This window comes from Natronorubrum halobium (genome assembly GCF_051351675.1).
Lineage (GTDB): Archaea > Halobacteriota > Halobacteria > Halobacteriales > Natrialbaceae > Natronorubrum.
On sequence record NZ_CP195595.1, the window covers coordinates 4,771,650 to 4,789,633 of the forward strand.

The following is a 17,984-nucleotide window of genomic DNA, read 5'->3' on the forward strand; positions in this document are numbered from 1 at the left end:
TTGTATATAGTATTCAAATATATGTCCGACGATGACTTCTGTAGGGGAGACGAGGAGAAGAAAGAAAAACCACCAGCAGTAAACGAGGTGAAAGACACAGCACAAGATGGCGGACAAAATGCGGACGACATCGGACACAAGAAATTAGAGAGAATCCTTCAAACACTCACCAGTCAGCGCAGGAGATATATCCTGTACGAGATGCAGGAAAATGAGGTAAGCGATATTGATTCGTTGGCGACCACGGTCACAGCAATGGTACAAGAAGTTCCACCAGAGAAAGTAAAAACCAAGGATGTGGACAATATGAAGTCCCAGCTAATACACGCTGAACTCCCAGCATTAGCGGATGCTGGCTTTATTGAATACGATCAGCGAAGCAAGGCGGTTCGCTACTCTAATCCACCATCTCTTTTAGATGGTTTTCTCCGCTTATCTGCCAAAATTGATTCACCATCGGATCAGTCATCGTAACATAATTAACAAAAAGAATGTTCAAAAATTAATATACTGTTCTATCCACTCTCGGCGTTCTTGGATGCGTTCTTTCCCGTCGCTGGTAATAGCATAGTAGTTAGTTCGACGGTCTAACTGGCCTTTTTCGACTAACTCTTTGTTGACAAGAGTATCCAGATTTGGATACAGTCAACCATGATTGATTTCTGAGCTATAGTATTGTTCAATCTCATCCTTGACATCTTGGCCAGATGGCTGTTCGTCGCTTGCGATCACGTACAGCAGGTCGCGTTGAAACCATGTCAGATCGTCCATACTCCGTTCTCACTGGATAGAGTATTTGTTATCACCCTTTTATATGCCAGTATATGACTTATAGATAGAACGTACTACCCAAGGTTACTTACTGGTATTCTCCCAATTTTGGGATTGCCGAGTTTCTTGCTATTTCGCTATTCTACCTACAAGAAAGCTTATACTGAGCTGCTCGAGTTCCAGGTGTATGTCCGATAACATTATGGAAAAGGAACAGACCGGTACTTCTGAGGATAGTCAACTCCCAAATCTTGTAACGATTGTTGGACGCGGTGTACCCTCGAATTTTGAGATCTCGGTTTCTGGTGGGATTGAAATGGCTGCTGATAATCCTGTTGAAGAAGCTACAGTTGTAGCTGGTGGGGTAGCAGAAGGCTTGATTGATGTCGGTGTCCAGCGGTTCTATTTTTCGGGAGAATGTGCGAATATCCGAGCCGTTGATTGGAATGGTGTTGAAGCCCCTGAGTCATCGAGTACGCCGACCATTCACGTTAATTACGGCGTCTCTGACCGGTAGACAGGTAGAGAGTTGGTCCTTGGATCGTCAATAGCAAGAGCTATGGAATTCCTTCAACTTATCACCTGTACGGGCCTTTAGCTTAGTCTGGTGAGAGCCCTCGGCTCATAACACATCCTGATAGAACGGAGGATGTGTGAGATACCGAGTGGTCACCGGTTCAAATCCTTATATAGTTGGTCCACCTACGCTCTAACTTCTCAACTTCCTCCTCCTTATCCAGATCGGTGAATGTGTGATTCCCGGCGATACGGCCATGAAAACGCGATGTTGCCGTTCCAAAGCGTCTCCCAGATTTCGACATCTTGCTTGGCCTGAAACTCGTATAATTTCTGGAAGGTGAACTTACCCTCCTTTTCATCGAGGCAGTGGAACTGGACTGTTCGACCAGCTACGAGTGTGAACCCGGGTACGAATCGGCCGAGATCACTATTGCCTAAGTGACGGGGGAGGATGCCATCGATCTCTGGCTTTGCGTTCAGCTGTTCCAGTTGCTCTGTATGGTCCGGTAGAGCATCTAAATCCTCAATTCCGATGGGAAGGGAAACCATTGGTTTCTGGCAGGGAGGAAGAAGTCTTGAAAGCATCACCGATAACAGAGAAAGCCATCACGATACGGTTTTGATAGCCCTTCCAAGAAAGTAGTTTTCAGAACTATCTTTCATAATTAGAGAGTGCTAGCTTGATACTGGTTCGCTAGAGATACCTTTACAACGTGACTGAACCAGCGAAGACTATTGAAATTCAGAACGTTGTTGCGTCGACGGGTATCGAGCAAGAGCTGAATCTTGAACAGTTAGGACTTGATCTTGGGGAAGCTGACTATGATCCTGAGCACTTTCCTGGGCTTGTATACCGGACACAGGACCCGAAAGCTGCTGCCCTCATTTTTCGGTCGGGAAAGATTGTCTGTACCGGGGCAAACAGCGAAGAGGCAGCACGCGGATCACTTAGCATTGTCTTCGACGCTTTGCGAGATCTTGGAATTGATGTTGTTGAATCACCTCCAATTGAAGTGCAGAATATCGTTGCAAGCGTTGACTTCGGTAACCGGCTCAACTTGAATGCGATCGCCATCGGTCTTGGACTCGAGAATATTGAGTATGAGCCGGAACAGTTCCCAGGGTTAGTGTACCGTCTTGATGAACCATCAGTCGTCGTATTGCTCTTTGGAAGTGGGAAAGCCGTCGTCACTGGGGCTAAGACTACTGAGGATGTGACCCGGGCAACTAACGCCGTTGAAACCAGGCTCACGGACTTAGGCCTATTTGAGTGATATCAGCCTGAGACTGAGTCAGAAAACAGATTCTCCTTGTTTCACAACAGTATCACTCCGTCCCATCAATCGATTCCGTGGTGATATTAGCATTGCTATCAACATGCACGTTGTATCCGCAATAGGTGAAACAAACACTCCCTTCACGGTCGAGATCTGCCGAAGCCGTCGACTGAAAAAGTGAATTCAATGCATCAGGATCAATTACAGAATGCAGAGGTGGTGATAGTTGGGTAGGACTTGTTCCTTCACGATCAGCAATTTCTTCAACAATTTTCGCACCCAGATTCGGTGTAGACTGCCCTTGGTGATACGTCGCTTGAGGCATTAACAGATGGCATTTCGGCATAGTCACTCTCAAATCTACCGCAGCACTATGCGGTCGGTTAAATAGGGGCATAAAGAGAAGAAGTTCTACCAGCTACTAATCATGAACTAAAGTGTTGCTTGAACATCTTTGCCTTGATTGTTCTCAGATGCGAGGACAGGGTTGATGGTGTAATGCCAAGCTCCTCGGCAACCTCTTCAGCGTCGGCCCCCTCCGGGTCAAAATAACCCATCTCCGTTGCAGTTTGACCGACTTCGTGCTGGCGGTCAGTTAGTTGAATATGAACACCTGTTCCTGCAGTTTTATTCTGATCATCGTCACCGTATATCTTATTTATTCGACACTCCACATCTTCTTGTTCACAATACGTCTGAAAGTTCGCAAGTTGGCTCCTATCTGCCGCATGTAATCGAAGCCGCCATCCGCTATCAGCATTTACAACATCAAGAATACGCAAACCACGTTCAGTCATTTCTGGTGTGATAACTTTCACCTCGGAACTAAGACGTACACGATAGATACGATGGTCATTGAATTTAGATATAAATTCCCAATCAGCTACTGTAGAATCCGAGTCAAGCTCTGATTCAAATATTTGATATGAGGGTGTCTTTACTGAGTAAAATAACACCGGCGAATCAGAGGATGTTGCTGGTTGAGATTCGATTTCGATATGGAGGTCTGGCACGGCATCAAGTGTCGAAGTTAATGTAAGGTCTGGATGTTTAACTGTGATTTCAGCGATATAACTCGCTACCATGCATGTGGCATGCCAGCAAGGATCAGGAAAAGTATTTTGAAGTCGATTTGTTTCCGTATCTATCGAGAACAAAATACCATGGAAGAAGATGATAACTCAGGAACCATATTTTTGCCAGTCTGCCGCGAATGTAACTGTGGCAGTTGATCTCATCACGTTATACAAGGGTCGACGTGGAAAGATAACATATGCCTCATTGTAATGACTGTGACGCGTTTATCACCCGGGACTTTATCCGAGTGTTCGGTATTGATGGCGAGGTCCACGGCTGTCCGAACTGTATGACTTATCGAGAGCTACAGGTTGGGAGTGGTGTGTCGTCAGAGCAGACGTAACCTTGTCTAATCACAAACCGATCACATCATCTTATGCAAGTCGAAATAAGCAGCGTCGTACTGCACGAGGCCTCTCAGGGCTGTCGGATCCACGCTACATGTTCTTCTCTGGGTCGCGGCCAAGCACGCTGGCCACGGATTTGACACGGTCCTCGGCGTGCTGATCCGTTCCCTGGTCATCAACCTCAACGGATGTGATGATTCGATCAGCCTCAACTGCGTTATGTGCGGCCTGGATTGCTTCGAATACCTCATCAACCTCGTTGGCTTCAATGACCGTGTCTGTCGCGGTCATTTTGTATGAGATATCGTACTCATCAAGTGCATCGATGGCCTGTGCGATGTCTTCGGACAGGCTTCCGTCGTGGACTGGGATGACCTCGAATCTGGCAATGACAGTCATGAGTTTTCACCTCTAAATGTGCCTGGTGGGGTCGGCTACCCCACGGAGCACGGTTGCAGTACGAGAACAGTGTCAATAGAGATTCGGAGCTATCAAAACTTCTGTCTGTATATCTGATTTAAGGCCTTTTAGATACATTGTTAAAACACCGCATAGCTGTAGAGATACCCCGTCCACCGGCCGTGTCAGAGACAGATTTTCCTGCCTACCGTCCTCCCAGAACCTCTAAGCTCGAAAATTGAAGAGGATAGTCAGGAAATAATCATCAAATCTAGCGGTTTAATGTATTTCAAGTACTCTGTACGGGCTTCATCCCGGTCGACACGGGTGTAGATGTCCATCGTCTCTTGTTCAGCATCCCCTCGAATATATTGCAGGAAGTGATCCTTCATACCCTGATTTCGCATCAGTGTGGTGAACACGGTTCGGAAGGTATGCGGTGTGAACTTCTTCTGGAATCGGGTTTCACCTTCCTCCATCACATCTGCTTTGACGGCTGCACTGCGGACGCTTCGCCGCATCCGCTCCTTCCCCAGTTTGTTCCCGTAGATCGATGGGGAGAGATACTCATCGTCTCGAGAGGATACAAACTGGTACCGTTCGATCGCTTGCTCGAGTTCCTCATCAATCGGTACTACAGTTTGTTTCCCGCCTTTCCGCACACGGAGCCGGATGAATCCGTCCTCTAAGAGCAAGTCATCGTACTTGATTGAGAGAGCTTCATCCACGCGGCACCCGGTTTTCGCTAATATTGCTGTAACTAACTTATCTCGTGGATCGTCGGTAGCTTGGACGATCTTTTTCGCGTTCTCCCATGTCGCACAGTCCGGCCGGTCATTGATCTGTTTCGGTAGCTCCTCCAGAAGCACCCCGGCAGGATTCCCAGTGATATTGTATCTAGGTCGTTTCATTGCCCAGGAGAAGAACGCACTGAGGGATTCCAGGTACCGGCGTTTCGTATTCTGCTTCAGATCGCGGTTGTTGAGGATGTGCAGGTATTTCTCGATATGCAGGACTTCGACCTCTTCTGGGTGCAGTTCGGGGAAGTGTTCGTGGAAGAACTTCTGCAGTGTGCGGCTGTACGTGTTCAGGGTGCGGTCGCTGCGGCCGATATCTGCTTTCCGTTCCAGGAAGTCGTTCACTACGTCGTGCTTGTTTTCGAAGACTTTCGAGTACCAGTCGTCGGTCATTACTGGCTACCTCCCAAGTGTTTCCAGCCGTTGCCACGGCGGAAGGCTGCTTGACCCTGCTCGCCCAGACTGTATAGCTCGGCTTCCAAGTGTTGTTTGATCCGGGATTGGACCGTTTGCTGATTTAGGAGTGTGTCCAGCAACTGATCAAGTGATGTGTAGTTGCCGGTAAGTACCTGCCTCACGTCGTCGGGGGTAACCAGTTCGCTCGGCAGTTGATCGGGAGTGGCTATCTGCGGCTTTGAGTCGCCTTTCTGTTGTTGGGCTTCCAGTTCTTGGATGCGTTCTTGGAGTTGTTCGACTTGACGTCGATCGCCGATCTGGAGCTGGCCCTGTTGTCGGAGGAACCGTGCTTCTTGAATTAGTTCTTGGAGGTAGCTGCTCATCGATTCGTCGCGGTTCTCGGCTTCGTCTTGCCAGTCTTTTTTGAGTGATTTTGGGGTGTAGAGCTGTACCTGCACGGTGTCGTCACTGACACCGGTGGATGTTTGCCAACCAGTCATTTAAACCAACCTCGTCTTATTGGACGTTTGTCTAACGACGCTTAAATATCTAACAGCGGTTCGAAGGCCTCGGCACTCATAGGGCTCGTCACCACCGGGTGCCGAGTCCGGCTCGGAGCGAGTGAATCGTCATCGGCCATTCGGACGTAGTGCAGTCACTCAAAAGACGGTTTGGATTGCGCGAGCGAATCCGCACGAAGCCGACGCACGAAAGGAGGTAGCCGTCCCGTTACGACCCGTCCGCATCGCCCGCGAACGCGGTGTTGAACTCGTCGATCAGGTTCTCGAGTCGCGCCCGATTCCGGTTCGAGAACGTCAGGGGGGCACGGTCGGTGGCCGTCCGCGGGTCCGTCGTGAGGGCCGCAGTTTCGGCGGGGGTCGCTCGAGTTCGGTTCGTCGGTCGATCGCGCTGTCGTTCGGTCCGGGTCTGCAGGTGTTGTGTGCTCATGTCGGTCGGATGGTGTTATGTCGTCGGAAGGCGGTACTGGGACTCGTCGGAGAGAAGGGCGAGTTTACGCTACTACGTGTACGACCGACATCTGTACTCCCCTCTTCAGGCTCCGTGGTTATAAAAGTTCATGATAGATAATTCTGCCGTCGAAACTCGTGTGAAAGTAAGACACGAGGTAGCAACTCGCACAGTCGACTCGAGACGACGATTCCCACGACGGGCCGGTCACAGTCCCGAAGCGGAGCCACCCATCCCCAAGGGTCCACCGCAGCCCCACGAGCGCTCGGGTACACACCCACAAATTAAGACGATACGGGCGAGACCTCTCGAGTAGACGTTTCGATGGTTGGTGACCCCGACGAGACCGCTGCCGAAATCGACGATCGTACCGACGAACCCGCGAGCCACGACCGGCCGGACGTGAGCTTCGTGATCCCGACGCGGAACGAGGCCGACTACCTTCGGGCCGCGCTCGCGAGCATCGCGGCGCTGGATACGAGCTACGCGTACGATGTGCTCGTCGTCGACGGCGGCTCGACGGACGAGACGCGGGCGATCGCTCGAGAGTACGACGCGACCGTTCTCGAGGACGCCGACTCGAGCATCGCTCAGGCCAGAAACCTGGGTGCGGCCGCCGCGACCGGCGAGTGGCTCGCGTTCGTCGACGCCGATACGGAACTCCGGGCGAACTACCTCACCGAACTGCTCGGCTATCTCGAGGCGAACGGGCTCGCGGCCGCCAGTTCCTACTGCCGAATCAGCGGCCCGCGACGCGCGATGCTGATGGAGGCGGCGATCAACCACGTCTTCCCGCGACTCGAGTACCCCATTCTTCCCGGATTCAACTGCGTCGTCCACCGACAGGCGTTCGACGAACTGGGCGGCTTCCCGAATATTCCGAACGAGGATACCGCGTTCAGCCGTCGGCTCGCTCGCCGGTATCCGACGGGGTACTGCCCCACGGTGTTAGTCGAGAGCTCCGGCCGCCGGATTGCCGAGGACGGCCTGACCGGCACGCTCTGGCACTACGCGACCCTGGACGTCGAACGGATTCGACGGTCGAGGACCGGCGAGTCCGCGCCGTGATATCAGCGGCTGGCACGATCGACGAATCGGTACCGATCCCGCGTGATCGCCTCGAGGAGCCACGCCTCGGCACCACCATGGCGGCCGCTTTTGCTGATCGCCGTCGGGTTACTCACTGTGACGGTTCCCTCAGAAGCCGAACGGCTGCTCGAGAGCGAGCCGCTGATGGCCCATCTCGGGACCTGCGTCGGCGGTCGACCGCACGTCGCTCCCGTCTGGTACCGCTACGTGGCGGACGACGGAGTCGTCGAGATCGTGACGACGGGCCGAAAACTGGCGAACGTTCGGGAGAACCCCCGCGTTTCGCTCTCGATTCAGGCTGACGACGCGGGCCAGACGCGCTGGATGGTGACGCTGCTCGGCACGGCGACGGTCGTCGACGACGAGTCCGACACGGCCGAGGCGCGCCGGCTGATCAACGAGAAGTACGACGCGGAGCCGGAGGCCTACGCGGAGAACACGCTCGTTCGGATCGACGTAGGCTCGGCGAGTTACCGGACGTACTGACGAGAAAGGCGAGGCCGTACCGTTCGGTCACAGATAGCCTAGTTCCGGCAACCGTCCGTCGAATCACCTGCTACTCGCTGCGGTTCCACGCCGCCTTACACCCGTCGTCACAGAACGAATAGATGCTGTGATCGTCGATATCGTGGACGAGTTCGACGACCGGAGGCCAGTCGTCGAGGCCGAGCTCAGCACCACAGTGGGCACAATAGTTCCAAAACTCCGGTCTCTCGCTAGTCATTATAGACACGGACAGTAACCCGCTCGTCACTGGACACGCACACTCGATAGCCGTGATAGTCGAATTCGATGGTCGTGGCTCCCGTACTCGTTCGAAAGAGTGCCTCCAGAGCGTCCGGATCGATAGCGGTGGTCAGCGGTTGCAACTCCAGCGGGGACACCCGTTCCGCGTCGCCGACGGCACTGAAAACCGCTTCAGTGATCGTGTCAGGTTCGAGAGAGTACGGTGTCGACGTCGTCGCGACAGGTGCGTGTTTCACAGCAATACATGGCTGCGCGAGTATAAAAACTCAGGGATTTATCTTCGAAAGTTCCACGATTAGCGCTTAAAAGATCGATCGTCGAATAATACGGACCTAATAGGTGGAAATTTCACACTGGCCGGAGAATGACTTAAATGAGGCGAGAGAGTGTACGAGTATTCCCACGTTATGCTATAGCCTCGAAAATATCGAACTCAAAGCGGTGAAGGAGTGGAATATCGTCAGCCACATAGGCGTCAATCGAAAAGTGTAGCTATGACGGCGTATCAGATCGACGACGTAGACAGACAGTTGCTCAACTACCTCCAGGAAAACGCTCAGTACAAGGCGATCGAACTGGCCGAGAAGATCGGCGTCTCGGACAACACCATCCACAACCGGATGGATCGATTGGAGGAGGAGGGCATCATTACCGGGTACACGACGACCGTCGACTACGACCGGACGGGACTCCGTCTCCACTTTCACTTCAGCTGTACGGCACGCATCAGCGACCGCGCCGGGGTCGCCGAGGAGGCGATGAAGCTTCCACAGGTCGTCGAAGTGACCGAACTGATGACCGGCCAGGAGAATCTGCACATCAAAGCGGTCGGGGCCGAAGACGAGAACATCACACACGTGGCCGAACAGCTCGACGAGCTGTCCCTCGAGATCAACGACGAGAACCTCATCCGGGCCGAACACGCCACCCCCCTCGACTACGTGTCGGTCCTGGAGCTAGTCGACGAGGAGGAGTAGCTGCTCGAGAGACGGGAGAAACTGCTCGAGAGACGGGAGAAACTGATCGAGGTGGATACGCGAGCTAGTTCTCGAACCCGGAGACGACGACTGGAACGAGCAACGGAAACCGGTCGGTTCGATCGACGAGTGATCGACCGTCGACCGAGCGCACCCGCTCGAGCGAGACGCCGGGTGAACGCGAGCCGATCACTCGCGACCGGGTGACGGCTCGCGGAGCCCCGGATGGAGATCCATCTCGCGCACGCGTCGCATCTGGGCTCGCAGATCGGGCGCGCTTCCGGGGACCGAGTCCTCGAGCGGGGCTTCGTCGCTGGTCTCGGCCTCGCGTTCGCTCTCGAGCGTATCGACCGATTTCGGAAACGTCCGGAGGTCCTTGTGAATCGCCAGCCCGGCGTAGGCCCCGTCACCGATGGCGATAGTGGTCTGGTTCTGGCCGTGGGTGACGTCGCCGACGGCGTAGACCCCGTCGACGCTGCTCTCCCGTCGCTCGTCGACGTCGATCGCCCCCTCGTCGCTCAGCGCACAGCCGAGATCCGCTGCCAGATCGGCGTTGTATGCGGAGCCGTACATCGCGAAGCCGCCGAGATAGTCCCGTTCGGTGCCGTCAGCGAACGAGAGGCCGCCTATCCAGGGCGGTTCGTCGTTGTCGATGCCGTCGTCTTCGTAGGCCGAGACGACGGCCGTGTCGATCAGGTCGATCGGATGGCCCTCGAGTTGCGCGCTCGTCTCGTCGTCCCACTCGGGTTCGCGGTCGTCTACCAGGAGGTCGACGTCGGCGGTGAAGTTGCACATCGCCATCGCGACGTGGGCCGCGCTCTCCGTGTGTCCGAGAACGAAGACGGGCCCGTCGCCCAGCGTGTACGCGTCGCAGTGCAGACAGTAGTGGAGCCCGCGGCCCGTAAAGCGCTCGAGGTCCGGCACGTCCGGGCTGCGGTCCCGAAAGCCGGTGGCGAAGACGACCCTGTCGGCGTCGACCGTTGCGTGGGTCGACTCGAGTCGAAATCGGGGCCCGTCCGCGTCGCTCCCGTCGGAACCGGTCTCACTGGGTTCGCCGGAATCGGTGGCACTGCTGTCGTCAGCATCGACGGCACCGGACCCGTCGGCGTGGTCCTCGATCCGAGTCACCGACTCGACCGCGTCCGGGTAGAAGTCGCCGCCGTAGTGCTCGAGTTGGTCGACCGCGTGGGACGCCAGTTCCCGCCCGGAGACGTTCTCGGAGACGCCCAACAGGTTGTGGACGTGGCTGACCGCCGCGTGGCGGCCGCCTTCCTTCTCGAAGACGGCCGTTCGATGGCCGAGACGAGTGGTGTACAGCGCTGTCGTCAGGCCGGCGGGGCCGCCTCCCACGACGACGACCTCGTAGACGGGGATCGAGCGATCGGTCATTACGGAGTCGTGTGCGTCGAAGGGTGTTGATCCTGTGGCGTGAGTATGCCTCCTGACTCCCGGTTCGGTCCCGGTCGGAGCGGATCGGAACCCTGCGGACACAAACGTTTCAACGGAGTGGTGTTTGCAGCCTCGTATTCCGGTGGCTACTGTCAGTAGGGAGCGGATACGGACCGTTCCGGTCTCTGAAGGGGACTGTAACCGGACTCGACACGGCGTATGTGCTGGATTACGAATACCCCGTTCGTACTGTGATTAGTCGAGTAACAGACAATGGACGATCTGACCGGATTCCAACGAGACCTCCTGTACGTGATCGCCGGCGCCGACCAGCCGTCCGGCCAAGATGTAAAATCGGAGATAGAATCGTACTATCGATCGGACATCAATCACGGGCGACTGTATCCGAATCTCGACACGCTCGTCAACAAAGAGCTGGTCGACAAAGGCCAACACGATAGGCGGACGAACTACTACGACATCTCCGAGAAGGGGCGCCGGACGATCGACGAACGCCAGCAGTGGAAACAGCAGTACATTTGAACAGCGGACCGGCCGTCGATCCGAACCCGGAGCCAGCGTTACCGAGCGCTACTGATTCTCGAGTCGCTCGTTGCATCTGTTCGCGGGCGTTCGGCCCGTTGTGCGGTCCGCAATCTTCGGTCCCGCGCGACTCGCGACGAGCGCGGGGCGATCGCATCAGCTGCGACACCGGTGTGCGGTGGCGCGTGCTGAACCGCAGTGAGCGACCAGCGAACTGTGGTTCGAAACTGCGCGAGGGATGAGTGAGGGAGCAGAGCGACCGAACGAATCGGTTGGGGAGGACGTGGCAATCCCCGTTGCCACGATAGCAGAGACACTACGTTCCTCCCAGTTGCTCCAAATTCCACCAGCATATCTGGTGGAATACGGGTCCGTGTGAAAACCCCGACGAAGAGCGTCCTGCTCATGCTGGCGGCAAGGAATCGCCGCGCCCTCCCCAGCCGGTTCGCTCAGTCATGTTGTTCCTTCGCTCATCCACAGGAAGACGCTTCGCGTCTTCCACGCAGTCGCTCGTGATATTTGCTCACGGGCCGTGCGCGGCGCGACGCGCCACGAACTCGAGGCGGTGCAACCGCCTCGCAGCGCCCGTTCGCATGGTCTGCGGGACCTTCGGTCCCGCACTACTCGCGACGACCTCGCGCAGTTTCAGCCCGCGCCTCGCTGGTCGCTCGCCGCGGCCTCGCGCGCGCCACCACAACGTGGAACGATCAGCATCCGAATCCTCTCGAGCGCCCCGTCTATCCCTCGAGTCGCTCGAGTGCGGCCGCGACCACGAGCGGGAACGTGATCGTCGCGTCGGCGTAGACCGAGACGTTCTCGGCGTCCTTCTCGAATTTGCCCCACGAGCGGGCTTCGTCGAGCGTCGCGCCGGAGAGACCGCCGGTCTGTTTGGGATCCATCGTCAACTGGACGCCGTAATCGTAGGCACCGGGGGTGACGAGCATCGTCTGCAGGGTGAAGTTCTTGGGAACGCCGCCGCCGACGACGAACGCGCCGGCTTCCTCGGTGTCGAAGGCGATGTCGGTGAGCGGGGTCATATCCGCCAGCGCGTCGAGCGAGAACGGGCCGGTCTGGGAGTACATCCAGGCCTGCAGGCCGAGCACGGAGTCCTGCACGGCGGGACAGTAGATTGGAACGTCGTTCTCGTAAGCCGCGGCGGCGATGCCGGGGCCCTCATCGACGTCGTCGCGGTCGTTGACCTCGGCGTTCGCTCGCCCCAGTTCCTCGGTGAGCCGCTGGATCGAGACCGGTCCGGATTCCTCGCACTCCGCCTCGAGCACCGGAAAGACCTCCTCGCGCAGGTGGCCCTCGAAGTCGGCGAAGAACTCCTGTGGGAGGTAGACGTTGTAGATCCGATCCACGCCCTCGTCGCGCAGCGTCTCGTCGTGTTCGCGTTCGGTCTTCCCCTCGGCGTGGACCTCTCCGTGGTGGTGTTTCCCGCCGATCGCCTCGATGGCGTCGTGGGTGAGGTTCGCTCCGGTCGTCACGAGGACGTCGATGTGGCCCTCGCGGATCAGGTCGGCGACGATCCGGCGCATGCCCGTGGGGACCATCGCGCCTGCGAGCGAGAAAAAGACGGTTACGTCGTCGTCGAACATCGACTCGGTGATGCCGACGGCCTCGTGGAGATCCGCTGCGCCGACGCCGGCGTTGCCGTACTCGTCGGCGAGTTCGCCGACGGTCATTCCCGCACGGGCCTCCGCGTGCCCGATCGGATCGTGCGAAAAGGTCTCTCGCGCTGGATCGTGGTGGCCGTCTCCGTCCGCCTCGCCGTCGCCATCGCTGCCGTGATCGTGCTCGTCGCTCATACCAGTGGGTCCACGAGCCAGCGGTTTGAACGTCGCGATTCCGTCGTTTCGGTCGCGCCGACGTTCGACGAGCGGGATCGAACGCCTGCACCCCAGTGGCGTCCCGACGATCTATCACTCGACTCACCGAGGACCGGCGACCCGTCGCTCATCTCCAGAACTCGGCGCCCCGTTACTTCTCCTGCCACATGCTGCCGTTCGAATGCGACAACACGATGAACGGTTTCGGTCAGGACGGAACTCCTCGACACCGCTCGAGGTCGACCTCGAGGGGACGTTCGAGGTCGACCGCCACCGCTAGAGTCCGGTCGGAACCTCGAGATACGTCGTCTCGAGATCCCACTCCTCGACGAGATCCTGCAGCGCCCGCACGCCGAAGGTCTCGGTCGCGTAGTGGCCGGCGAGCACGACGTGGATGCCGGCCTCGCGAGCCTCGTGGAAGGCTTTCTGTTTTCCCTCCCCGGTAATCAGCGCGTCCGCACCCGCCTCGACGGCCTCGTCGAGCCAGTCGGTCCCGCTGCCGGTGACGATCGCGATCTCCTCGATCTCGTCGGGACCGAACTCGAGGGTTCGGACCGGCTGGCCGCCGGTCTCGAGCGTGCTCTCGAGCCGTTCTCGTAGCTCGTCGATCGTATAGGCGTCGGCTGCAGCGCCGCGCTGGCCGATGTACTCCGGGCCGAGTTCGCCGAAGGGGGATCGGTCCTCGAGGTCGAGCACGTCGGCGACGCCGGCGGCGTTGCCCAGTTCCTGATGGCCGTCGAGCGGGAGGTGCGAGACGTACAGCGCGAGGTCGTTCGCGATCAGGGGTTCGATCCGGTCGTAGGTGCGGCCGGTCACGCGGTCGAAGCCGCCCCACGAGATGCCGTGGTGGGTGACGAGCACGTCGGCGCCGGCGTCGGCCGCGCGCTCGAACGTCGCGTCGACGCCGTCGACGGCGAAGGCGACGTGGTCGACTGCGCCGCTCTCGGCTCCGACCTGCAGGCCGTTCGCGCTGGCGTCGAGGTCGGCGTAGTCGTCGGTGCGCAGTTCCTCGTCGAGTCGGTCGACGAACGTGGCGAGCTCCATGACCCGAGGTTGCCCACCGAGGTCCTTGTATTCGACTGGTTCCGCGTCGGGGACCCGTCGACGCCGAGCGGATACGGCGGACGAACGAGATCGAACGCGGCGAGCGAACCCCGTACCGATCGAACGTCCGAGACCTGTACTGGCCCCAGTCTGCCGTCACATCAGGTAGAACAGCGGGAACAGGAAGACCCAGACGATGTCGACGAAGTGCCAGTAGAGTCCGAAGAACTCGACCGGCCGGTTGTCCTCGAGATAGGCGTCGACGCTCGCGATCCGGTAGATCATGAAGACGGCGATGAGCAAGCCGAAAATCACGTGAAGGGCGTGCAACCCCGTCGTAACGTAGTAAACCGTGTACTCGAGCCCGTACCACCAGTACTCGCCGTGGGAGAACTTCACGCTGTACTCGTAGGCCTTCACGCCCATGAACGCCAATCCGAGCAGGATCGTCGCGCCCATCGCGCCGAGCAGCCCCCGCTTGTTCTGGCGCTCGGCGAACACCAGTGCCAGGACGACCGTGAAACTCGAGGTGAGCAGGATGTAGGTGTTGAGCAGGCCGGGCCAGGAGGCGAACGGAACTTTCGTCCAGTTACCCCAGCCCATGTGCAGGCGCATGAAGATGAACGCGCCGATCACGGCCCCGAAGACGACGACGTCCGACGCTAAGAAGAACCAGACGCCGAGTTTCGTGGTTCCGACGCCCTCGAACGGCCAGCGCTCGGCGATCGCCATCTCGGGGGCGTCGAACCGCTCACGGCCGTACTCGAAGAGCGCGTACCCGAGAATCGCCACTCCGACCGCGGTGAGGATCGGATACAGGACGTTCGGCTCGGCGGCGGTATCGGCGTCCTCGAGCCCGCGCGCCTGGGCGAACTCGAGCACGTACGGCGTCAGTCCCGACAGACCGAGGAAGAACACGAAGACCCCGGCCCCGATGCCGAGCGGCCAGATGCTTGCGTGATCCGCGTGTTCGGTCTGACTCACCTCCTCGGTCACCACGCCACCGTCGGTCGTCGCCGACGTCTCGTCGACGAACTCGAGACGGCCGCTGGCGTAGCTCGGGCGGCCGTCCCAGTTCTCGAGCGGCGGAGGCGAGGGGATCGCCCACTCGGCGGTGCGGGAGAATTCCCAGGGGTTGTCGGGTGCGTCGGGACCCGAAACCCAGCTCTTCGCGAACGTGAAGAACATGAGCAGGAACGACGCGCCGAGGACGAACGCCCCGACGGTCGCCATCTGATGGTAGATCTGCACCCCTTCGCCGTAGTTGAAGACGCGGCGCGGCGTCTCCCAGGCGAGGAACATCGGGAAGTACAGCAGGTTGAACCCGACGAAGTAGACCGCGAAGTGGAGTTTGCCGAGCGTCTCGGAGTACATTTTTCCGCTGATCTTCGGCCACCAGTAGTAGAGGCCGGCGATCAGTGCGGTGACCCCCGAGACCATCACGTAGTGGAAGTGGGCGACGACCCAGTAGGTGCCGCGGAACTCGTAGTCCAGCACCACGGCGCCGAGGAAGACTCCCGTGATGCCCCCGAGGATGAACAGCACGAGCGCTCCCAGCGAGAAGAGAAACGGTGTCGTGAACCGAACCCGCCCTTTGACCATCGTGTAGATCAGCGCGAAAACCATCAGGTCGAACGGCAGCGAGATCCCGATCGTCGTCGCCATGAACAGCGTCTTGATCTCGAGGTTGATCGTCGTCAGGAACATGTGGTGCATCCAGACCAGGAAGGACTGGACGGCCACGAGAACCATCGCGATGATAACCCACTTTCGGCCGACGAGTCGACGGCCGGTGAACGTCTGGAACGTCTCGAACATGATCCCCAGCGCGGGGAAGAAGACGATGTACACCTCCGGATGGCCGAAGAACCAGAACAGGTGCGCCCACAGCAGACTCGACCCCTGATCGGTCGCCAGGTACTGCGTGAGGAGGACCCGATCTGACGCGAGGAGCAGGAGGGCCGCGAGCAACGCGGCGAACGCGAACAGCATCATCCAAATGGTCAGCAGCCACGACCAGGTGAACAGCGGCATGTTCCACAGTCCCAGTCCCTCGGCGCGGGAGCGGTGAATCGTCGTGAGGAAGTTCACGGACCCGATCGTGATCGAGAAGACGAACAGGATCAGCGCGAGGATCGTCGCGTTCCCGCCGGTCGTCGCCTCCATCGCCGGATGGTACATCGGTACGTTCAGCGGGGCGTACATGTACCAGCCGCCCGCGAACGCGCGTCCCTGGAAGAACGAGATGGCGACCAGAATGCCCGAGAACAGGTAGAACCAGTAACTCATGGCGTTCAGCCGCGGGAACGCGAGGTCCTTCGCACCGATCTGTAACGGAACGAGATAGTTCGCGAAGCCGGTCGCGATCGGCGAGAGGAACCAGAAGACCATCAACAGTCCGTGCATGGAGACGGACTGGTTGAACTCGTTGCCCGAGAGAAGCCCCGTTCCACCCGCTTCCCAGAGGTGGACGCGGAAGATCAACGCGAGGACGCCACCTAACAGGAGGAAGAACAGGGCCGTCACCAGATAGAGGATCCCGACGTCCTTGTGGTTCGTCGTGACGAGCCACCGCTTGACGGACGTCATCGGGGGCAGGTCGCTCATCGGCACACCCCTCGGCGGGTGCCGATCGGATCGTCGACCCCGTCTCTTCGATGCTGGCTGTGCGATCGAAGCGATCGTCGTCGCTGGATGCGCCGACGTGGCAGCCACCTCGTAGACGGACGAACCGGGAATTCCATAGTCGGAAATTTCCACACCCAATCCCCGTATCAAGGTGTGTGGCGCATGTGCAAGGGGATGATAGTGGTGGTCGATAGACGGCCGAGAGTCCCTCGAGGGATCGATTTACTACCCTGTCCGCTGATAGCTGCACGCATGTCACGCGAGACGGTCTCTCACGAGGACGGAGCGATCTACGAGTTCACGCCCGATCTCGAGGCGCTCGCCACGGTCGAGTCGGGCGCGGAACTGACGATCGAGACGAGAGACAGCCTGGACGGCGCGGTGCAAGCCGAGTCGGACGTGATCGAATCGGTCCCCGAGGAGGTCAACGCCGCGACGGGACCGATCGCGCTCGAGGAGGCGACGCCGGGCGACGTCCTCCGCGTCGAGATCGAGGAGATCCGGATCGTCGAAGCCCGCGGCCGGGTGATCACCATCGACGGCTTCGGTCTGCTCGACGGCTACGACGATATCGAAGCGCCGCGCACGCGAATGACACCGGTTTCGGCGGACGGCGCAACCCTCGAGTTCGACGACCTCGAGGTCCCGATCGACCCCGTCATCGGAACGATCGGCGTCGCCCCTGACTCGGCGTCGTACACGACACTCGTTCCGCACGACCACGGCGGCAATCTCGATTCGACGGACGTAACCGCGGGGAACGCGATCTACTTCCCCGTCTTTCAGGACGGCGCGATGCTCGCGATGGGCGACTGCAAGGCCGCGATGGCCGACGGCGAGATGTGCGGCACCGGTTCGGAGGTCGCGACCGAGATCGACGTGACGGTCGAGGTGATCGACGGCGGCGCGACCGACGTCGATCTCCGGCGACCGCTGGTCGAAACGCCCGACGCGTGGAAACCGCTCGCGAGCGCGGAGACGCTCGAGGAGGCCTGCGAACTCGCGAACCGGGACGCGATCGCGCTGCTCGAGACCGAACACGGCTTCGACGCGACCGACGCCTACCTGTTCTCGAGTCTGGTGGGCGGCCTCGAGATCAGTCAGGTGGTCGATCCGCTGGTAACGGTGCGGAACTCGATTCCCAAGGCGTACCTGTCGTCGCCGTTCTGAGTCGGTCGCAACTCAC

21 protein-coding genes and 1 pseudogene are annotated in these 17,984 nt (G+C 58.4%); 9 read left to right on the forward strand and 13 right to left on the reverse strand.

The genetic code is table 11. The annotated features are described in order from the left end of the window. Positions 1-21 precede the first annotated feature (21 nt). Positions 22-474 carry a DUF7344 domain-containing protein gene (locus ACSFC7_RS23820; RefSeq protein ID WP_436345553.1) on the forward strand — a complete coding sequence of 151 codons (453 nt, stop codon included), beginning with the start codon at positions 22-24 and terminating at the stop codon, positions 472-474. 21 nt (positions 475-495) lie between these two features. Here ACSFC7_RS23820 and ACSFC7_RS23825 read toward each other — a convergent pair. Next, positions 496-771 (reverse strand): annotated as a pseudogene (locus tag ACSFC7_RS23825) (PadR family transcriptional regulator). A 187-nt stretch (positions 772-958) separates the two neighbouring features. Between ACSFC7_RS23825 and ACSFC7_RS23830 the strand changes: the two are divergent. Together ACSFC7_RS23830 and ACSFC7_RS23835 are read left to right on the forward strand one after the other, a co-directional pair. Next, positions 959-1,288, forward strand: coding sequence for a hypothetical protein (locus ACSFC7_RS23830; protein WP_436345554.1), 330 nt, complete (start codon positions 959-961; stop codon positions 1,286-1,288). A 715-nt stretch (positions 1,289-2,003) separates the two neighbouring features. Beyond that, a complete protein-coding gene (locus tag ACSFC7_RS23835) occupies positions 2,004-2,564 on the forward strand; it encodes a TATA-box-binding protein (protein WP_436345555.1) in 561 nt (186 codons plus the stop codon). A 52-nt stretch (positions 2,565-2,616) separates the two neighbouring features. Here ACSFC7_RS23835 and ACSFC7_RS23840 read toward each other — a convergent pair whose 3' ends face one another. Beyond that, positions 2,617-2,892: a HalOD1 output domain-containing protein gene (locus tag ACSFC7_RS23840; protein WP_436345556.1), complete on the reverse strand. Its 276-nt coding sequence runs from the start codon at positions 2,890-2,892 to the stop codon at positions 2,617-2,619. 100 nt (positions 2,893-2,992) lie between these two features. Further along, entirely contained in the window at positions 2,993-3,652 is a 660-nt protein-coding gene (locus ACSFC7_RS23845) for a helix-turn-helix domain-containing protein (protein WP_436345557.1), read from the reverse strand. Between the two features lie 188 nt (positions 3,653-3,840). On the opposite strand from ACSFC7_RS23845, the gene ACSFC7_RS23850 reads away from it, so the two are divergent. Then, positions 3,841-3,987, forward strand: a complete 147-nt coding sequence (locus tag ACSFC7_RS23850) for a DUF7563 family protein (protein ID WP_436345558.1) — start codon at positions 3,841-3,843, stop codon at positions 3,985-3,987. A gap of 94 nt (positions 3,988-4,081) precedes the next feature. Here ACSFC7_RS23850 and ACSFC7_RS23855 read toward each other — a convergent pair whose 3' ends face one another. From ACSFC7_RS23855 to ACSFC7_RS23870, 4 genes are all read right to left on the reverse strand, one after another. Beyond that, positions 4,082-4,390 (reverse strand): thiamine-binding protein, encoded by a 309-nt coding sequence (locus ACSFC7_RS23855; protein WP_436345559.1) that lies wholly within the window; start codon positions 4,388-4,390, stop codon positions 4,082-4,084. A 251-nt stretch (positions 4,391-4,641) separates the two neighbouring features. Further along, a complete protein-coding gene (locus ACSFC7_RS23860; protein WP_436345560.1) occupies positions 4,642-5,580 on the reverse strand; it encodes a tyrosine-type recombinase/integrase in 939 nt (312 codons plus the stop codon). Continuing rightward, entirely contained in the window at positions 5,580-6,083 is a 504-nt protein-coding gene (locus ACSFC7_RS23865; protein ID WP_436345562.1) for a hypothetical protein, read from the reverse strand. The genes ACSFC7_RS23860 and ACSFC7_RS23865 overlap by 1 nt, the downstream gene beginning before the upstream one ends. A gap of 229 nt (positions 6,084-6,312) precedes the next feature. After that, complete coding sequence (locus ACSFC7_RS23870; RefSeq protein ID WP_436345564.1) at positions 6,313-6,531, reverse strand: hypothetical protein; 219 nt, start codon at positions 6,529-6,531, stop codon at positions 6,313-6,315. A gap of 345 nt (positions 6,532-6,876) precedes the next feature. On the opposite strand from ACSFC7_RS23870, the gene ACSFC7_RS23875 reads away from it, so the two are divergent. Beyond that, positions 6,877-7,620, forward strand: coding sequence for a glycosyltransferase (locus ACSFC7_RS23875; protein ID WP_436345566.1), 744 nt, complete (start codon positions 6,877-6,879; stop codon positions 7,618-7,620). Between the two features lie 117 nt (positions 7,621-7,737). Continuing rightward, on the forward strand, positions 7,738-8,127 hold the full coding sequence (locus tag ACSFC7_RS23880; RefSeq protein ID WP_436345568.1) for a pyridoxamine 5'-phosphate oxidase family protein: 390 nt from the start codon (positions 7,738-7,740) through the stop codon (positions 8,125-8,127). Between the two features lie 70 nt (positions 8,128-8,197). On the opposite strand, the gene ACSFC7_RS23885 is transcribed toward ACSFC7_RS23880, so the two are convergent. Next, positions 8,198-8,365, reverse strand: a complete 168-nt coding sequence (locus ACSFC7_RS23885; protein WP_436345570.1) for a DUF7576 family protein — start codon at positions 8,363-8,365, stop codon at positions 8,198-8,200. Beyond that, positions 8,358-8,624 carry a HalOD1 output domain-containing protein gene (locus tag ACSFC7_RS23890; protein WP_436345572.1) on the reverse strand — a complete coding sequence of 89 codons (267 nt, stop codon included), beginning with the start codon at positions 8,622-8,624 and terminating at the stop codon, positions 8,358-8,360. The genes ACSFC7_RS23885 and ACSFC7_RS23890 overlap by 8 nt, the downstream gene beginning before the upstream one ends. A 258-nt stretch (positions 8,625-8,882) precedes the next feature. On the opposite strand from ACSFC7_RS23890, the gene ACSFC7_RS23895 reads away from it, so the two are divergent. Continuing rightward, a complete protein-coding gene (locus tag ACSFC7_RS23895; RefSeq protein WP_436345574.1) occupies positions 8,883-9,365 on the forward strand; it encodes an Lrp/AsnC family transcriptional regulator in 483 nt (160 codons plus the stop codon). A gap of 189 nt (positions 9,366-9,554) precedes the next feature. On the opposite strand, the gene ACSFC7_RS23900 is transcribed toward ACSFC7_RS23895, so the two are convergent. Continuing rightward, positions 9,555-10,754: an NAD(P)/FAD-dependent oxidoreductase gene (locus ACSFC7_RS23900; RefSeq protein WP_436345576.1), complete on the reverse strand. Its 1,200-nt coding sequence runs from the start codon at positions 10,752-10,754 to the stop codon at positions 9,555-9,557. A gap of 273 nt (positions 10,755-11,027) precedes the next feature. Here ACSFC7_RS23900 and ACSFC7_RS23905 point away from each other — a divergent pair, with 273 nt between their 5' ends. Further along, entirely contained in the window at positions 11,028-11,297 is a 270-nt protein-coding gene (locus tag ACSFC7_RS23905; RefSeq protein ID WP_436345578.1) for a PadR family transcriptional regulator, read from the forward strand. A 737-nt stretch (positions 11,298-12,034) separates the two neighbouring features. On the opposite strand, the gene ACSFC7_RS23910 is transcribed toward ACSFC7_RS23905, so the two are convergent. The 3 genes from ACSFC7_RS23910 to ACSFC7_RS23920 all read right to left on the reverse strand — a co-directional run bounded on the left by ACSFC7_RS23910 (position 12,035) and on the right by ACSFC7_RS23920 (position 16,777). Next, positions 12,035-13,105, reverse strand: coding sequence for a deoxyhypusine synthase (locus ACSFC7_RS23910; RefSeq protein ID WP_436345580.1), 1,071 nt, complete (start codon positions 13,103-13,105; stop codon positions 12,035-12,037). A 297-nt stretch (positions 13,106-13,402) separates the two neighbouring features. Next, the gene (locus tag ACSFC7_RS23915) at positions 13,403-14,170 is read right to left on the reverse strand and encodes a Nif3-like dinuclear metal center hexameric protein (RefSeq protein WP_436345582.1); all 768 of its coding nucleotides are present in this window, start codon (positions 14,168-14,170) and stop codon (positions 13,403-13,405) included. Between the two features lie 156 nt (positions 14,171-14,326). Then, a complete protein-coding gene (locus ACSFC7_RS23920; RefSeq protein WP_436345584.1) occupies positions 14,327-16,777 on the reverse strand; it encodes a cbb3-type cytochrome c oxidase subunit I in 2,451 nt (816 codons plus the stop codon). 273 nt (positions 16,778-17,050) lie between these two features. On the opposite strand from ACSFC7_RS23920, the gene ACSFC7_RS23925 reads away from it, so the two are divergent. Further along, on the forward strand, positions 17,051-17,968 hold the full coding sequence (locus tag ACSFC7_RS23925; RefSeq protein ID WP_436345585.1) for an acetamidase/formamidase family protein: 918 nt from the start codon (positions 17,051-17,053) through the stop codon (positions 17,966-17,968). Positions 17,969-17,984: the final 16 nt, after the last annotated feature.

Bases quoted from the DNA above. Each gene is read 5' to 3' on its own strand.
- ACSFC7_RS23855 (WP_436345559.1), bottom strand. From the start codon at position 4,390: ATGACTGTCATTGCCAGATTCGAGGTCATCCCAGTCCACGACGGAAGC.
- ACSFC7_RS23865 (WP_436345562.1), bottom strand. From the start codon at position 6,083: ATGACTGGTTGGCAAACATCCACCGGTGTCAGTGACGACACCGTGCAG.
- ACSFC7_RS23830 (WP_436345554.1), top strand. From the start codon at position 959: ATGTCCGATAACATTATGGAAAAGGAACAGACCGGTACTTCTGAGGAT.
- ACSFC7_RS23840 (WP_436345556.1), bottom strand. From the start codon at position 2,892: ATGCCTCAAGCGACGTATCACCAAGGGCAGTCTACACCGAATCTGGGT.
- ACSFC7_RS23910 (WP_436345580.1), bottom strand. From the start codon at position 13,105: ATGAGCGACGAGCACGATCACGGCAGCGATGGCGACGGCGAGGCGGAC.
- ACSFC7_RS23845 (WP_436345557.1), bottom strand. From the start codon at position 3,652: ATGGTAGCGAGTTATATCGCTGAAATCACAGTTAAACATCCAGACCTT.
- ACSFC7_RS23870 (WP_436345564.1), bottom strand. From the start codon at position 6,531: ATGAGCACACAACACCTGCAGACCCGGACCGAACGACAGCGCGATCGA.
- ACSFC7_RS23860 (WP_436345560.1), bottom strand. From the start codon at position 5,580: ATGACCGACGACTGGTACTCGAAAGTCTTCGAAAACAAGCACGACGTA.
- ACSFC7_RS23915 (WP_436345582.1), bottom strand. From the start codon at position 14,170: ATGGAGCTCGCCACGTTCGTCGACCGACTCGACGAGGAACTGCGCACC.
- ACSFC7_RS23900 (WP_436345576.1), bottom strand. From the start codon at position 10,754: ATGACCGATCGCTCGATCCCCGTCTACGAGGTCGTCGTCGTGGGAGGC.
- ACSFC7_RS23875 (WP_436345566.1), top strand. From the start codon at position 6,877: ATGGTTGGTGACCCCGACGAGACCGCTGCCGAAATCGACGATCGTACC.
- ACSFC7_RS23905 (WP_436345578.1), top strand. From the start codon at position 11,028: ATGGACGATCTGACCGGATTCCAACGAGACCTCCTGTACGTGATCGCC.
- ACSFC7_RS23850 (WP_436345558.1), top strand. From the start codon at position 3,841: ATGCCTCATTGTAATGACTGTGACGCGTTTATCACCCGGGACTTTATC.
- ACSFC7_RS23920 (WP_436345584.1), bottom strand. From the start codon at position 16,777: ATGAGCGACCTGCCCCCGATGACGTCCGTCAAGCGGTGGCTCGTCACG.
- ACSFC7_RS23895 (WP_436345574.1), top strand. From the start codon at position 8,883: ATGACGGCGTATCAGATCGACGACGTAGACAGACAGTTGCTCAACTAC.
- ACSFC7_RS23820 (WP_436345553.1), top strand. From the start codon at position 22: ATGTCCGACGATGACTTCTGTAGGGGAGACGAGGAGAAGAAAGAAAAA.
- ACSFC7_RS23925 (WP_436345585.1), top strand. From the start codon at position 17,051: ATGTCACGCGAGACGGTCTCTCACGAGGACGGAGCGATCTACGAGTTC.
- ACSFC7_RS23885 (WP_436345570.1), bottom strand. From the start codon at position 8,365: ATGACTAGCGAGAGACCGGAGTTTTGGAACTATTGTGCCCACTGTGGT.